This window comes from Gordonibacter sp. (assembly GCF_036667095.1).
GTDB lineage: Bacteria > Actinomycetota > Coriobacteriia > Coriobacteriales > Eggerthellaceae > Gordonibacter.
This window is the reverse complement of the sequence record NZ_JAVWUP010000019.1, coordinates 16,237-32,243: the sequence shown is the minus strand read 5'-3', so window position 1 is coordinate 32,243 and position 16,007 is coordinate 16,237. Positions and strand designations below refer to the sequence as shown.

The 16,007-nt window shown below is 62.0% G+C and carries 11 protein-coding genes; all 11 read right to left on the bottom strand.

Features of this window, described 5'->3' with window-relative positions:
• Window positions 1-65: 65 nt before the first annotated feature.
• The 11 genes from RR842_RS03620 to RR842_RS03570 all read right to left on the bottom strand — a co-directional run bounded on the left by RR842_RS03620 (window position 66) and on the right by RR842_RS03570 (window position 15,877).
• Entirely contained in the window at window positions 66-740 is a 675-nt protein-coding gene (locus tag RR842_RS03620; protein ID WP_332728994.1) for a RecX family transcriptional regulator, read from the bottom strand.
• 10 nt (window positions 741-750) lie between these two features.
• A complete protein-coding gene (gene recA, locus RR842_RS03615; RefSeq protein ID WP_332513655.1) occupies window positions 751-1,809 on the bottom strand; it encodes a recombinase RecA in 1,059 nt (352 codons plus the stop codon).
• Window positions 1,810-2,399: 590 nt separating this feature from the next.
• On the bottom strand, window positions 2,400-3,695 hold the full coding sequence (gene pgsA / locus RR842_RS03610; protein WP_332721621.1) for a CDP-diacylglycerol--glycerol-3-phosphate 3-phosphatidyltransferase: 1,296 nt from the start codon (window positions 3,693-3,695) through the stop codon (window positions 2,400-2,402).
• Window positions 3,696-3,703: 8 nt separating this feature from the next.
• Entirely contained in the window at window positions 3,704-5,017 is a 1,314-nt protein-coding gene (rimO, locus tag RR842_RS03605; RefSeq protein ID WP_332728993.1) for a 30S ribosomal protein S12 methylthiotransferase RimO, read from the bottom strand.
• A 12-nt stretch (window positions 5,018-5,029) separates the two neighbouring features.
• Entirely contained in the window at window positions 5,030-5,527 is a 498-nt protein-coding gene (locus RR842_RS03600) for a YajQ family cyclic di-GMP-binding protein (protein ID WP_332513042.1), read from the bottom strand.
• Between the two features lie 271 nt (window positions 5,528-5,798).
• Window positions 5,799-6,938, bottom strand: a complete 1,140-nt coding sequence (locus RR842_RS03595; protein ID WP_332728996.1) for a helix-turn-helix transcriptional regulator — start codon at window positions 6,936-6,938, stop codon at window positions 5,799-5,801.
• Window positions 6,939-6,951: 13 nt separating this feature from the next.
• On the bottom strand, window positions 6,952-9,489 hold the full coding sequence (locus tag RR842_RS03590) for a DNA translocase FtsK 4TM domain-containing protein (RefSeq protein WP_332728992.1): 2,538 nt from the start codon (window positions 9,487-9,489) through the stop codon (window positions 6,952-6,954).
• 94 nt (window positions 9,490-9,583) lie between these two features.
• Window positions 9,584-11,485: a ribonuclease J gene (locus RR842_RS03585; protein WP_332521271.1), complete on the bottom strand. Its 1,902-nt coding sequence runs from the start codon at window positions 11,483-11,485 to the stop codon at window positions 9,584-9,586.
• 82 nt (window positions 11,486-11,567) lie between these two features.
• The gene (gene dapA / locus RR842_RS03580; RefSeq protein ID WP_332513037.1) at window positions 11,568-12,464 is read right to left on the bottom strand and encodes a 4-hydroxy-tetrahydrodipicolinate synthase; all 897 of its coding nucleotides are present in this window, start codon (window positions 12,462-12,464) and stop codon (window positions 11,568-11,570) included.
• Between the two features lie 110 nt (window positions 12,465-12,574).
• Window positions 12,575-13,348, bottom strand: a complete 774-nt coding sequence (gene dapB, locus RR842_RS03575; RefSeq protein WP_332513036.1) for a 4-hydroxy-tetrahydrodipicolinate reductase — start codon at window positions 13,346-13,348, stop codon at window positions 12,575-12,577.
• A 315-nt stretch (window positions 13,349-13,663) separates the two neighbouring features.
• Window positions 13,664-15,877, bottom strand: a complete 2,214-nt coding sequence (locus tag RR842_RS03570; protein ID WP_332728990.1) for a polyribonucleotide nucleotidyltransferase — start codon at window positions 15,875-15,877, stop codon at window positions 13,664-13,666.
• Window positions 15,878-16,007 lie beyond the last annotated feature (130 nt).

The window sequence follows — 16,007 nt, the reverse complement described above, 5'->3', positions numbered from 1 at the left end:
ACCCCTGTCAGAAAAATAGCGGAAAGCATCGGCCGACTTATGCGACTTATGCGACACGCCAAGCGCTACCAGTCTGTCGGACAAGAACCCACTTGAGCAGATTCGCTCCAAAGCCTTGCCGCCGTAGTGGCTATGGAAGCCGAGAATCCCTTTTGAGCAAGACGGCGATAGGCAGCGTCGCGTTGGTTTTTCGCACGAGGGGGCTTGCGTTCGAGCAGTGCGAGGGCTCGCTCGATTTCACTCTCCTCCCCTGTCGAGAATTCGTCGGGCCAGCCGGAAACGGAGGACGGCTCGATGCCGAGCGAGGAGAGCTCTCGCTCGATTCCCTGCATTCCCTTACCTGCCGCCAAACGGCAACGCACAAGCACTTCGGCGAATCGGGCATCGTCCACAAGGCCGCATCCCAGCGCCCGGACGATAGCAGCCTCAGTCGCTGCTTCGGAAAAGCCGTCGCGCACGAGACGACGGCGCAGCTGCTCACTTGCCTGCTCGCGTACATTGCAGAGCCGCTCTATCTTGCGAAATGCGCGCAGACGCTCTCCGCGCTCGTCGGGCGCCTCGCAACTTCCCTCGTCCTCGGTGGTGCGGCGGTTCGTTTTGAACGAGCTGGCACCCTCGCTGCCACAAGGCCCCTTGCAGGTGCCGCCAGGCACGATATGGCCAGACAGCATCGGTGTGGGATTCTTCGCCTCGATAGCGGCTATCTGCGCACGCAAGTGCGCTTTGAGGGTATCGTCCATGTCGGATCTGCTACTTCTTCTTCGTGGGCTTCGCTACCGGAGACATGGCGTCGGCTTCGTCGGCCGTGCGCGTGATCACCGGTATCTCAAAGGCCTCGCGTACCTTCAGTTCCAGTTCATCACGTAGATCGGGGTTCTCCTTGAGCGTTTGCTTTGCCGCCTCGCGCCCTTGGCCGAGCCGCTCGTCACCGTAGGTGTACCAGGCGCCGCTCTTCTTTGCCACGCCGGCTTCGACAGCCATGTCAACGATGCAGCCTTCACGCGAGATTCCCTCGCCGTACATGAGGTCGAACTCCGCCTGCTTGAAGGGAGGGGCTACTTTGTTCTTCACCACTTTGGCGCGTACACGGTTGCCGACGATCTCGCCGTCTTTCTTGATGGAGTCGATGCGGCGGATGTCGATACGCACACTCGAGAAGAACTTGAGTGCGCGGCCACCTGTGGTCGTTTCGGGGTTGCCGAACATGACGCCGATCTTCTCGCGCAACTGGTTGATGAAAATGCAGGTGGTGTTCGATTTGGAAAGAGAGCCTGCCAGTTTGCGTAAGGCTTGCGACATTAACCGGGCCTGCAGGCCGACCGTCGTATCGCCGATCTCGCCCTCGATCTCGGCTCGGGGCACGAGCGCGGCTACCGAGTCGATGACGACGCAGTCGATAGCACCCGAACGTACCAGCATATCGCAGATCTCAAGCGCCTGCTCGCCAGTATCGGGCTGGGAGACCAGAACCTCGTCGATATCTACGCCTAAGCGTGCCGCATATACGGGGTCGAGAGCGTGCTCCGCGTCGATGAAGGCAGCAATACCGCCCATAGCCTGGGCTTCGGCTAGAATCTGAAGGGCAAGCGTCGTCTTGCCGCTCGATTCGGGCCCGTACACCTCGATGACGCGGCCGCGCGGTACTCCGCCGATACCGAGCGCCGCGTCAAGCGGTAGCGCTCCCGTAGGAATAACGCCGATGCTAAGGTTTTTGCCATCCTCGCCGAGCTTCATGATGGAGCCTTGCCCGAACTTGGATTCGATCTGGTCGGTCGTCAGCTTGAGCATCTTGGATTTTTCGTCGTTCATGGTCCTTCTCTTCTCGAGCGTGTACGGTTGAATTCCGTTGCTTACTATTATGCGTACAAATGTTTGTCTGTCAAGACAGGTTTAGCAATTTGCTAGGGAAAGCATACCTCCGCAACCTTACCGATCGATCGTAAAAGAGCCGTCAAAACACCGCAAAGATCCGACAGTTTTCCGACCAGACGACCGCCTGAAACCGAGCAGAATGCAAGCACGCTCCAAGCAAGAAGTTCTTCTTATCAATTGCAGCATAGGGTTAGAAGGCGATGTGTATTGCAGGGCGCAACAAAGAACATCGCCTCGCCTCATCCGTACACACCAGGGATAGGCGGATGTCAGAAAAACGGAAAGGATCAAGGATATACCTCCCGTGCGGACAGCGAGCCCCCTCGTCCGCACACAGGGGCTGCATGAAAAGCCCCTGTAGCCGAATAACGATCCACGAAAACGAATATCGACGACCGCATGGCCGCCGATATTCGTTTTGCGGTAATTTTGTGCAACCTCGGGGACTTTCGATACCGTCCCCCTTGGAAGCTGGCGGGGCATCGTTTCCCCTTGCATGGGAAATTGCGGCAAACGCAAAAGGATCTTTATGCTTTCAAGGCCTCGCCCATAAGCGCAAGTGCCGCCCGCACCGTTTGAAGGCGCACTTGGGTACGGTCACCTGCAAAGCAATACCGACGAGCAACCGTTTCCGCGCTATAAGCGAGTCCGATCCATACGGTGCCAACGGGCTTTCCCGGTTCGGCACCCCCCGGACCGGCGATGCCGGTAACCGCCACCACCACATCGGCGTCCAAGTCGCGCCGCGCTCCCTCGGCCATGCCCCGTGCCGTTTCCTCGCTTACGGCACCCGCGCGCTCCAGCGTCTTTCCGTCAACGCCCAGAAGCCCTTGCTTCACTTCGTTCACATAACTGACTACGGCCCCGCGCACCACTTCCGAGCTTCCCGGCACCTCGGTAAGCGTTGCCGCGATAAGGCCGCCTGTCAGGCTCTCTGCCGTACCGAGGGTCCGTCCTGCCGTGCGCGCCGCCTCGAGCACTTCCCGGGCAAGCCTGTTTAGCTCGTCGGGTGAGATAGCTGCAAGCTCCCCTTCGTCCAGCTGCCGTTGCGCATCAGCGACTGCCGCCTTATCGGCGCCCGCCCCCTCAAGCGCCCCTCTTTCGGTGCAAGAGTCGAGGGCGGGGTGCCCGCCCCTATCCTCGCCGGCGTCGGCTGCCGAGCTCTTCTTCCGTGCTCGTTTCGGCGCAAACCCGATCAAATGGCGCGCCTTGGCGATGTAGTCCAGCATGGACACCACCGTCAGCACAAGCGCAATGATCATGACTCCCCAGCTGAGAAGCCACATCCAATCGGAGAACGCAGCGTGCACGCTGCCTACCATGTAACTGTCTTTAATGGTGAACAGCACGATCGCGATCATCTGGAACACGGTCTTGAATTTACCGTACCAGCTGGCAGCGATAACTACGCCTTCGGTTGCCGCGACCATGCGCACGCCCGACACGATGAATTCGCGCGCCAGTATGACCAGGACGACCCAGCTGGGCAAGGCACCCAGCTCGACCAGCGCCAGCAAGGCCGCTGCTACGAGTATCTTGTCGGCAAGCGGGTCCATGAACTTGCCGAAGTCGGTCACTTCCCCACGGCTGCGCGCCAGATAGCCATCCAGCCAGTCAGTGCACGATATAACAATGAAGATACCAGCCGCGATAAGGCTCTTTGCACCGTTGAGGTCTTTCGGCAGGCCAAACCATTCGGGCCAGGGGCTGATAAGGGCTACGACAAACAGCGGCACCAGGCAGATGCGCACGAGTGTGACGACGTTAGCTGGCGTCCACAGCTTGTTTGCCGGTGTCGGCGTTATCTGTTCAGACGTTCGCATACGTCCTATCACGCACCTTCCATCTCGTAGAGCAGCGTGTCCCCGATAACCACGCGGCGGATCTCGCCGACCTCGCCCGACTCAAGGTAGGTCACGCCGTCCACCTCGGGGGCCTGGCACATGGCACGGCCGAACAGCTGCCCGTCTTCCTCGCGTCCTTCCACCAGCACGTCCAGAGTGCGCCCGATGCGTGCCGCCACACGCGGCGTGCAGACGGCATCCGACAGATCGCGCAAACGCTGTGCGCGATCGGCTTTCTCGTCGTCGTCCACTTGTTCAGCCAGGTCGTGTGCTCGCGTACCCTCTTCGCGCGAATAGGGAAACACGCCGATGTAGTCAAGGTCGGCCTCCTCCACGAACGTGCAGAGGTCCTCGAACTGCTCGTCGGTCTCGCCGGGAAAGCCGGCGATGAGCGTCGTGCGCAACGTTGCCTGTGGAATGCGCTGGCGCACCCGTGCGATCAGGTCGTTGAACTCTGCACCTGAGCCGGTGCGGTTCATGGCGCGCAAGATGCCGGCATCGGCGTGCTGGAACGGGATGTCGAAGTAGCTGCATACGTTGTCATGGGTAGCTACCGCGTCCAAAAGCTCGTCGGTGAGGCCTTCCGGCTGGATATACATGACACGGAACCACGTGTCCGCATGCTCTTCTGCCAAGGACGTCACAAGGACAGCCAGTGTCGAGGGATCGTCGAAGTCGGCACCCCAGCGTCCCGTGTCCTGCGCGATGAGCACGACCTCGCGGGCACCGCGCGCCACCAGATCGTCCACTTCAGCGCGCACTTCATCCAGCGGGAAGCTGCGATAGCGCCCCCGGATGTAGGGAATCGTGCAGTACGAGCAGAAGCGGTCGCAGCCGTCCGATATCTTGACGTAGGCCGACACTCCTGCCAGCTTGTCTTCCGCAGCAGGGCCGGCAACCCCTCCTTGGGACGGCGCTCCAATTACCTCGGCCAGCACCGCTGCGATATCGTCCTCACGCGAGCAGGGCACGAACGCCCCGGCCTCGGTCAACTCGGAGGCCAGCTCGTCACCGTAGCGAGCTGGCATGCAGCCGGCTACCACGAGCTTCGCCCTCCCTGATGCGACCTGGGGCAGATCGGCTGCGTCGAAGATAGCCTCGAGGCTCTCTTCGGTAGCCGCCTGTATGAACGAGCAGGTGTTCACTACAACCGCATCGGCATCTGCCGGGTCGTCTGCTAGTGCATAGCCCGCTTCGGCCACCCGTGCCCGCATGTGGGTCGTGTCCACTTCGTTTTTAGCGCACCCCAGGGTGATGAACGCTACTGACAGTCGAGCGAGATCCTGCGAAGCTGTATCCATGGTCCTCGCAGCCTAGCGGTAGTTCACGTATTGGAGCGGCTGACCGTAATCCTGGTCCTTCAGGAAGGCAATGACTTCCTGAAGCGCATCGCGCGAGGGGGCGCTCACCCGCAGCTTGTCGCCCTCGATCTGCACTTTGACCTTGATCTTCGTAGCCTTGATATCCTTGTTTATCTTACTGGCGATATCTTTTTCGATGCCTTCGACGACAGAGGCCGTCTGACGTACGCTCTGCCCGGCTGCTGCCTGGGAATCCGCCCACTTCACCGCGCCCAAGTCGATGCCGCGCTTGACGAGTTTGGTGGCGATGACATCGATGACTTGCTTTGCCACGAAATCGGCCGGAGCGGACACAGCCATGGTCTTGTTCGCCTTGTCGAGCGATATCTCGGCACCCGAGTCCTTCAGGTCGTAGCGCTGCGCCAGCTCCTTCTTCGCCTGCTGAAACGCATTGTCGACCTCCTGCATGTCGATCGTGGACACCACGTCGAAGCTGGATTCTTTCGCCATAGCCGGTGCTCCTTTCCCGTTTCGGCCCGCCTGTCCAGTCGGGCCGTCTCGTTTTATGTTTCCGACCAGCATACCTTATTTCAAGGCGAACGCCCTGGATTGCAGGCAAGCAGCATAGGCCGGGAAGCGGATGGCGGCGAGGGCAAGAGCGCACGTTCAGGCAGAATCTCTCCTTGAACGTGCAAAGCGCGGATTCCACAGCCGGTCGGTTGCGAAATCCGCGCCTAAGTGCGGTCGTGAAAGCCCGAGGGCCTGTTTGGCCTCCGTCTGGTTACGCTGCGCTCGACGAGCCCGTATTGTTTCCCGTGCCCGAAGCACCGGCATTAGATGCCTGCCCATCGGTGCCGGAAGCAGCTTTTGCACCCGATGTCGCCGCATTCGGATGATCGGCCTTCCACTTCTCTAAGTAGGTATTGAAGTCGACAGACACCATGGGAACCCCGTTGGCGTCGGTGGTGTCGAACGCAACCTTCTCGCCATTCACCGTGACGGTGACAGAATCGCTCATCCAGCAAGCAAGGGTCCAGGTGCCCGTTACCTCGACGGTCTCTTTAGAGCCTGCGGTCAAGAACACCTCAGAAGCCTCGCCGTTCGCAGTGATGACCGCATAAGGGTCCTCGCCCTTCGCCACCTCGTAGACCACCTGCACGTTCGTAGGTGCGGTTTCAACCGGCGCTTGCTGCTGCTGTTGCTCCCCATCGCCCTGGCCGTTTTGCGTGGTGTCGGTCAGGCCGGTTACTGGCACCTTCGGCACATCCTCGCTGGCGCTGCCCTTGTTGCCGAACACCAGGAACAGCACCACGATAAGCAGCACGAGTATGACGCCGCCCGCAATAAGGAACGGCAGCTTAGACTGCACGCCGCTCGAAGCCTTCGGGCCCGCATAGAAGTTCGTGTACTGGGTGTTCGGAAGCGCGGTATGGCGGCTGGCATGCGTGCGTCCCTCCGCATACCGGCGATCAGATCCTCCGGTCGCCGCGCCACGCTGGCCGTAGTCGGCGCGGCTGTAGGCGGTACGGTCGTCGTAGAGAGCCCGCCCGAAGGCGTTTTGCCGGGGAGCGTGCTCCGCCGGCTCCTCTTCCTGGCGCGTTGCACGGGGGGCACGACGCGTGCGTGTAGCCTCGCCCATGTCGAAGCCCGATGCCGGCTGAACGTCCGAACGAGCACGTCCCACCTGGTAGGCGTAGGCTTCGTCCAGATACATGCGCGTTATTTCGGTAGGATTGAGCCCGAGAAGGCGTGCATAGGCGTTCACCATGTTGCGAGTATAGCCGCGTGGGGGCATGCGGGAGAAGTCGTTGCTTTCGATAGCACGTAGGATATCCGGACGTATCCGCAATCGCCGTGATGCCGTGGACAGGTCGAGGCCCTTGCGCTCACGGGCCTCCTGCAATATCGATCCGAATGTCATCCGTGCCACGTCGTTACTCCTCGCCTGAGTCTTGCGCCTCGAACGCCTTCAGCGTCTCCAGCTCCATGGCGTCAACTAACACATCACGGGGTTTGCTGCCGTTCGGCGGCCCCACGACGCCCTTATCCTCGAGCATGTCCATTATACGCCCAGCGCGAGAATAACCAACTTTCAGGCGCCTTTGTATGTTCGACGTAGAGCCCAGGGCGCTCGACACAACGATATCGGCAGCCTCCCAGATAAGCGGATCGTCGTCCGAGCAGCTGCCTCCGCTGCCGTCGGGCTGCGACGCTCCCAACGTGATAAGGTTCGTCTGCAATATCTCGGAATGGTACTCGGGCTCGCCTTGCTCCTTGAGCATGTCCACCACGGCATTGATCTCGTCTTCTGAGACATAGCAGCCCTGGATGCGCTGCGGCTTGGCCAGCTCAGGCTTCGACAGCAGTAAGTCGCCCAATCCGATGAGGCGCTCGGCACCCGGCGTGTCCAGCACGACGCGGCTATCGATGCCCGAAGCCACGTTGAACGCGATGCGGTTCGTGATGTTCGCCTTGATGAGGCCCGTGACCACGTTTGTGGACGGACGCTGCGTGGCCACGATCAGGTGGATGCCGGCGGCACGCGCCAGCTGCGCGATGCGGCTGATGGAGAACTCAACTTCCTTGCCCACGTTCATCATGAGGTCGGCCAGCTCGTCGATGATGATGACGATGTAGGGAAGCTCGTCTCCCAGCGCGCGCGCAGCGGGCTCCTTGCCCTCGTCTGCGACTTTCTGCTGTTCGGCAAGCTCGGCTTGCACCTTGGCATTGTACTGGCCGATGTTGCGGGCACCTACCTTGGAGAACACCTTCAGGCGCCGCTCCATCTCGGCCACGCCCCACGAGAGCGCACTCGCAGCCTCACGCGCCTCGGTGACAACGGGTACGTAGAGGTGCGGGATGCCGTTGTAGGGCGTGAACTCCACGCGCTTGGGGTCGATCATGATGAAGCGCACCTCAGCGGGTGTGGCGCGCATGAGGATGGACATGATCATGGCGTTCACCGACACCGACTTGCCTGAGCCCGTGGTGCCGCCGATGAGCAGGTGGGGCATCTTGGACAGGTCGGACACGATGGATCGGCCCTCGACGTCCTTGCCGATGGCAACCTGCAGGGGCCCCTCCTGCGCATCTTTGAGCACATCGCCCAAAAGCACGGTCTGGCGCGTGCGGTTGGGTACTTCGATACCGACGTAGTTCGTGCCAGGAATGGGCGCGAAGATGCGCACGCCGGGTGCAGCGAGCGCGAGAGCAATGTCCTGCTCAAGCGCCGTGATGCGGCTTACGCGCACGCCGGAGGGCAGATCCACCTTGAACAGCGTCACCGTGGGCCCGGCCACCCAGCCTACGACCTCGGCGAAGATACTGAAGCTCTCAAGCGTCTCCTGTAGGCAGTCGGCTGTCTCGCGCAGCTCAACTTCGTTGGCCTTGTCCTTCTTGGACAAGTTGCTTGTGGCGAGCATATCGGGTGTGGGCAACTGGAAACCATCCTGCGGCTGGGGAGCAGCAAGCGGCGTGGAAGACGTTTTCTTGCGTGTCGCTTGCGCATCTGCATCAACGGCGTTGCGCGCGCGGCCGAGCTTTCGGGTCAAGGGCTGCTCCACCGCAGCGGGAGCATCGAATGAGGCGGCATGCCGCCCGCCGATGACCTGGGTATTCAGCGATTCAGAGGCACGGCGCGGCTTCTTCTCACCCTCCTCGGCGCGCTCCGCCCTCCCCTTCTTGGTACGGGGAAGCACGCTTGTGGCCTGGGCCTCGTCTGCTGCCGCAGCTTGTGCGCCCTTGCCCTCGGAGCGCCGGACGCGTGCGTAGGCGGGCGCCGCAAGCACACCGGCACCGTCCTCGCTCGCCTCGGAGTGTTTGCTCTGCACATGCTCGATCAGCTTCGAGAGCGAGAAGCCGATGATCACGAAGCCAGCCACGATGACACCGAACATGATGATGCACGAGATAACCTGGCCAAGCAGGGTGAACCCGACCCAGGCGATACCTGCGCCGATATAACCGCCGCGTGCCGAGAGCTGGTCGGCTGCGAACAAGGCCGCAGGAGCGCCTTCCCTGCCGGCATCCAAGGGGGTGAACAGCGCCAAAAGGACCAACACGGCCACGAAGATCATGACCAAGCCCGCTGACACGCGAGCGGGAACACGCTCGCGATCGAAACGTACGAGAAAGCTCGCCCCGATGATCAGCAAGAAAAACGGCAGAAGGTAGGCTCCCAAGCCCAATACCAGGTGCAGGGCCGTCGACACGAACGACGTCACGATGGCGTTCGTCGGCATGACGGCCGCCACGAACAGCGCGATGGCAACCACAGCGAACGCGACACCCGTGATGTCGCGCTGGGTGCGGTCGTCCATGATGCGCCGGCTGTCCTCTGGAACCGCGCGCGACGCAACAGCGCCGTTTTTACGGGCGCTTTTCTCGGCAGGCGATGCCGCCTTGCCCTTCGGCTTCGCAGCTGACGAGGCTTTGGAAGATTTATTGGATGCGGGTGCTGACTGTCGGGCCACGGCCCAGCTCCTTTTGCTGCGTTTAGAGTACGTTTCAAGTTCGATTACGCGGGCAAATGGCCGCCTGCGCTTGAGCACATGCGGCCATTATAGCTTAAACTTCCAGCAAGTTCACGACGGCCATGGGGCGCTGCTTCGTGCGTTCCCACAAGAGAGAGAGCAGCGAGTCGCGCGCCGCCTTCTTCAGCTCGCGCGCGCCGCCGCCCTTGCCCAGCTGGCGCTTGAGTGCGTTCTTCACGGTAGACTGGGCATCGCGTAGCAGGTACTCGTCGTCCCCGCCCGTGATACCGTGCATCTCGATCTGCACGTCGCCCACCAGATCCTTGCGCTTACCCGAAATGGCAGCTGCCACAGCAGCGAAACCCTGGGAACCCAGCGCGTTACGCTCGTCGAGGATATCCTGCGACGTATCGCCCACCGACAGGCCGTCCACGAACACGATACCGCTCTGCACGGTCTCGCCGTGCTGCACCCCGCGCGACGTAAGCTCCAAGCTTTCGCCGTTCTCGCAGATGAACACGTTTTCCGTCGGCACGCCCGTCGCCTCTGCCAAGCGCGCGTGGGCGCGCAGATGCGTCGCCTCGCCGTGCACCGGCATGAAGGCCGTGGGACTTACGATGGAAAGGACCAGTTTCAGCTCCTCGGCACCGGCGTGTCCTGACACATGCACCATGGCACGCTTCTTGTCGTAGACATCTGCCCCGATCTTGGCCAGCGAGTTGACCACGCGCGTGACGGCCTTCTCGTTGCCGGGAACCGGCGTAGCCGAGATGATGACCGTATCGCCCTTGTCCAAATCGATGGTCTTGTGCTCGCCGTTGGCAATGCGCGCAAGGGCCGAGAGCGGCTCGCCCTGGCTTCCCGTGCACATGATGACCACCTGCTCAGGCGGAATGCCCTTCAGATCGTAGGCGTCCACGATATCCTCGTCGGGAATGTTCAGGTAGCCCAGGCGCCGCGCGATGTCGGTGTTCTGGATCATCGAGCGCCCCGTGACCACGACCTTACGGCCGTTGTTGCGCGCGGCGTCGCAGATCTGCTGCATGCGGTGGATATGGCTTGCGAACGAGGCGATGATCACGCGGCCCTTGGCCTGCGAGATGATCTTCGCCAGCTCCTTGCCTACCTCGGCCTCGCTCGGCGTGAAGTTGGGGTTCTGGGCGTTCGTGGAGTCGCTCATCATGAGGTCCACGCCCATCTGCGAATACTTCGCGAGCGCACCGAAATCGGTAGTCACCCCGTCGATGGGCGTCTGATCGAGCTTGAAGTCGCCCGTATGGAGCACGTTTCCGGCAGGACTCTGGAAGAACACGCCCACGGCTCCCGGAATGGAGTGGTTCACGGCGAAGAATTCGGCTGTCATGCAGCCCAGCTTCACCTGGTCGCCCGGCTTGATCTCGATAAGCTTCGCGTTTTTGATCCTATGTTCGGCGAACTTGCCTTCGATCAGGCCCAACGTCATCTTCGTGCCGTAGATGGGAATCTGGCGGTCCAGATCCTTCATCAGGTACGGCAACGTGCCGGTGTGATCCTCGTGGCCGTGCGTGATAATGATGCCGCGCAGTTTGTCGGCGTTCTCCAGCACATAGGTGTAGTCGGGCAGGATCAGGTCGATGCCCGGATGATCGTCGTCGGGAAACATCAGTCCCGCATCGTCGAGGATCATGTCGCCTTTGCACTCGAACACGGTCATGTTCTTTCCGATGGCATCCAAACCGCCCAGCGGGATGACCTTCAACGTGGCATTCTGATCTTTCTTAGGCGAAGCGACGCTGCGTCGCGTGTCCTGTTGCCCACCACCCTGCTTCTGCTGGCCGTTTTGCTGCTGTCCGTCCTTCGTGAGGTGCGGACGCTGGTGTTCCAGCTGCACATGCTTGTACGACCGCGTGTTCTTCTCGCGGCCGCTGTTGCCACCGTTGGCACGAGCGGTGCTACTGCGCCGGTTTCCCTGCGCACGGCTCTGCTCGCGCTCGGGGCGCGTGTTATTTTGTTCCATACTATTCCTTATCATACAGCGCCGCCCTTGCAGGCGGCGCATCCGTCCTTGTGCTGCGGCGCCTTTGCGCCACGGCGTGATTTTAAGCTTCGAGTACGCCCACTTCGCGCATGATGGCCGCAAGGCGCTCGGATTGCTCGGAGGTAGCATCCACCAAGGGCAGACGCACACCGCCCACCGGGAAGCCGACAAGCTTGAGCGCTTCCTTCACCAAAATGGGATTGGAAGTCTCGAACAGGCCCTTCATCAGCGGCAGCAGGCGCTCATGCGCCGCCAACGCGCCGTCGAAGTCGCCCGCAGCGCACAGTTCGACGATTTCCTTCATGCGAGCAGGCGCCACGTTGCCGATGGTCGAGATGACGCCGTCGCCGCCCAGCTGCATAAGCTCGTAGGTGGCAGCATCGTCGCCCGAATACACGGCAAAGCCTTCCGGCGCACCGTCGATAATAGCCTTGATCTGCGCCATGTCGCCCGATGCCTCTTTCACGGCAACGATGTTCCCATGCTCGCTCGCCAAACGCAGCGTAGTCTCGGCAGTCATGTTCACCACGCAGCGGCCGGGGATATTATAGAGGATGATCGGCAGCTCCACAGCGCTTGCAATGGCATCGAAGTGCGCGTAGATACCCTCTTGCGGAGGCTTGCTGTAGTACGGCACGACGCACATGAATCCGTCAACGCCCAGTTTCGCCACATCGTGCGCGAAGTCGATGGTGTCGGCTGTGCAGTTATCGCCTACGTTGGCAATAACGGGCACACGATCACCCACCGCTTCTATGACGGCGCGGAACAGCTCGATCTTCTGCGGGTAGAACACCGTCGGGCTCTCGCCGGTCGTGCCGGAGATAATGAGCGAGTCGCTGCCTCCGTCAACCAACCGCTTTGCCAGCGCCTGAGCGCGGTCGAGGTCCAGATCGCGGTTCTTGTCGAACGGCGTGACCATGGCCGGGATCATGCGACCGAAGCGGGGCTGCGACATATTCGTCTCCTTTACGTACCGGGCGCAGGCTGCTGTCGTTTCGAGCCGCGCGCACTTTGCATCGAATGCTTAAACGCTTATTATGCCACGAACGGGCGTGCGATTCATGCTCACGCCATGAAGTTCTCCAAACCTACAATCAGGCCCGACCGCTCCCCCACACTGCGAATGCCCAGCAAAACGCCCGGCATGTAGGACGCGCGGTCCCACGAGTCGTGGCGCAGGGTGAGTGTCTGCCCCATCGAGCCGAACACGACCTCCTGGCTGGCCACATAGCCCATCGAACGCACGGAATGCACCGGAACGCCGTCCACCAGGGCCCCGCGTGCGCCCTCAGCACCTTCGATCTCGGTCTCGCGTCCGGGAGCCTCGCTTACGCGGCCTCCCCGCGCCTCGGCGATGATCTGGGCTGTGCGCACCGCAGTGCCGCTCGGCGCGTCCAGCTTTTTGGCGTGGTGGAACTCGATGACCTCGGCTTCCGGAAAGTACGGGGCGGCAACGCGGGCAAACTCCATCATTAGCACCGCACCAGTCGTGAAGTTCGGAGCGTAAAACAGGCAGGTGCCCGGTGCGGCCGATGCAGCCAGCTCGTCGAGAGTCTCGTTCGACATGCCAGTCGTGCCCACGACGCAGTTAACGCCGGCCGGCAGTGCCACGCGCAGGTTGCCTGCCACCACGGCCGGCTGCGTGAAGTCCACCAGCACATCGAACGTCGCACCGTCGAGCGCCTCGACCACGTTGGGGAACACGGGAAACGCGGTCTCGGAGCCCGCGGCATGCGGGTCGATGCCGCAAACGACCTCCATGTCGTCAGCCTTCCCTACCGCGTCAACCACCGTGGTGCCCATGCGTCCCGCGCACCCGGCCACTGCAACTTTGATCATGCTCTTCCTTTCGTCTTTCCTTTCGCAGCATCTTACCACGAACAGGCAAAAGACGGGCCTCCCGCCAGCTGAGCCGAGGCCTCGGCGGCAGTATTGGCTGGCGACCGTTGCATGGTGCCCTTGCGCCCGTGCAAAACGATGCCGACGAGGTGATGGCTCGCACATGGCGCCGACGCGAGATGTGGGGCGCACCGCAGGAAGGGCCGGAAGGAGAACGTACGATGCCTTCGCATCTGGCCCCTTCTCCAGGGGGTACAGCGACGAAAGGCCGCTTTCGCGGCCTTTCGTTTACTCGATCAGGCGTGCTTCGAGCGCTTAGCTGTCGTGGCGGCGACGGGGGGTGCGCTCGCTGCTGCTGCGATTGCTGCGCCCCGGACGGTTGTCGCGGTCGCTGCGCTCGGGACGGGGTCCGCGGTCCTCGCGGCGCGGCGCGGAGCCCTCGGGAGCCTCAGGCTTGTCCAGACGATCGAGCGAGATCTTGCCCGTCTTCGGGTCCACCTCAAGCACCTCTACCTTGATGATGTCGCCTAGGTTCAGCACATCTTCCACCTTACCCACGCGGCCGTTGGCCACGCGGCTGATGTGCAGCAGGCCGTCCTTGCCCGGTGTCAGCTTGATGAAGGCGCCGAAGTCCTTGATGCCCACGACCTCGCCGTCGAACACCTCGCCCACCTCGGGCTCCTTCACGATGCCGAGGATCATGGCCTTGGCGGCATCGCCCGCCGGACCCTCGATGGCCGCGATATGGATGGTGCCGTCTTCTTGGATGTCGATGTGCGCGCCCGTCTCCTCTTGGATGCCGCGGACGACCTTGCCGCCGCTGCCAATGACGTCGCGGATCTTGTCGACCGGGATGTGGATGGTCTCGATGCGCGGGGCAAACTGGGAAAGCTCCTCGCGTGGCGCCTCGATGGTCTCCAGCATGCCGGTCAGAATGTGAGCACGGCCCTCGCTTGCCTGCTTGAGCGCGCGAGCTAGGATGTCAACTGACAAACCGCGGGCCTTGTTGTCCATCTGCAGGGCCGTGATGCCCTTCTCGGTGCCGCATACCTTGAAGTCCATGTCGCCCAGGAAGTCCTCGATACCCTGGATGTCGGAGAGGATGACCACATCGTCGCCCTCCTTGATAAGCCCCATGGCGATACCGGAAACGGGAGCCTTGATAGGCACGCCGGCATCCATCAAAGCCAGTGTCGAGCCGCAGGTGGAAGCCATGGAGGACGAGCCGTTTGACTCGAGCACCTCGGACACCACGCGGATAGCGTAGGGGAAGTCGTCCTCGCTGGGGATCACGGGCAAAAGCGCGCGCTCGGCCAAGGCACCATGACCGATCTCGCGGCGCTTCGGCGCACCCATGCGGCCCGCTTCGCCTGTGCAGTACGGCGGGAAGTTGTACTGGTGCATATAACGCTTGCCCTCGGCCGGATCGATGGTGTCGAGGCGCTGCCATTCGTTGAGCATGCCCAACGTGACGATGGAGAGCGCCTGGGTCTGGCCGCGCTGGAACAGACCGGAGCCGTGGACGCGGGGCAGGTAGCCCGGAACGATGTGTAGCGGGCGGATGTCTTCGGGACGGCGGCCGTCGGCGCGCTCGCCCGTCTCGACGACCATGGCGCGCATGGCCTTCTTCTCAAGCTTCTTGAGGGCCGCAGCGATATCGCCCTTCCAGGCAGCACGCTCTTCATCGGTGAACTGCTCGGCACGTACGCGGTCCTTGAGCTCGGCGACCTTGCCCATGCGGGCCTGCTTGTCGGCATCGCGAATCGCGGCGGCCATCTCGGCCTCGAAGGGGGCGATGCGCTCGGCAATGGACGGGTCAGCCACGTGGATGGGCCACTCGACCGGCTGGATGTCCGCACGGTTGAGGAAGCGCTGCTGCACCTCGCAGAACGCGGCGATGGCCTCCTGACCGAACGTCATGGCGGCGAGCATGTCCTCTTCGGAGATCTCGTTGGCGCCGGCTTCGACCATGGAGATGTAGTCGGCGGTGCCGGCAATGGTGAGTTCGAGATCGGACGCCTCAGACTCTTCGAACGTCGGGTTCACGATGAACTCGCCGGTTTCGGTGTTGCGGGCAATGCGCACGCAGGCAGCCGGGCCGTCGAACGGTGCCGCGCCCAGCATAAGGGCGGCGGAGGCACCCATGACGCAGATGGTGTCGGGCGGGTTGATGCTGTCTACCACAAACGTCGTGGCGACCACGTGCACCTCGCGCTTGAAGCCGTCGGCGAAGCCGGGGCGGATGGGGCGGTCGATCATGCGGGCCGTGAGCGTGCCTTTGTCGGACGGACGAGCCTCACGCTTCAGGTAGCCGCCGGGAATGCGTCCCACGGCGTACATCTTCTCGATGAAGTCGACCGTGAGGGGAAAGAAGTCGTAGTCCTTCTCCTGGCCGATAACAGCCGTGACCAGCACGGTCGTGTCGCCCTGGGAGACCAGCACCGAGCCGGTTGCCTGCTTGGCCAGCTCCCCTGTTTCCAGGCGGTAGTGCTTGCCGTACAGTTCGAACGATTCGACGATTTTTTCCATAGTTGCTTTCTTTCTCTTTACCTTGCGAGCCGTAGTGCGCGCAAGCTTCTTCGGTCTGTCCGCTCCTGTGCGGGCGAGCCGCGAGCAAAGGCGCCCTTGCGTCTTCGACCGCTTATACAAAAGCCCGCCG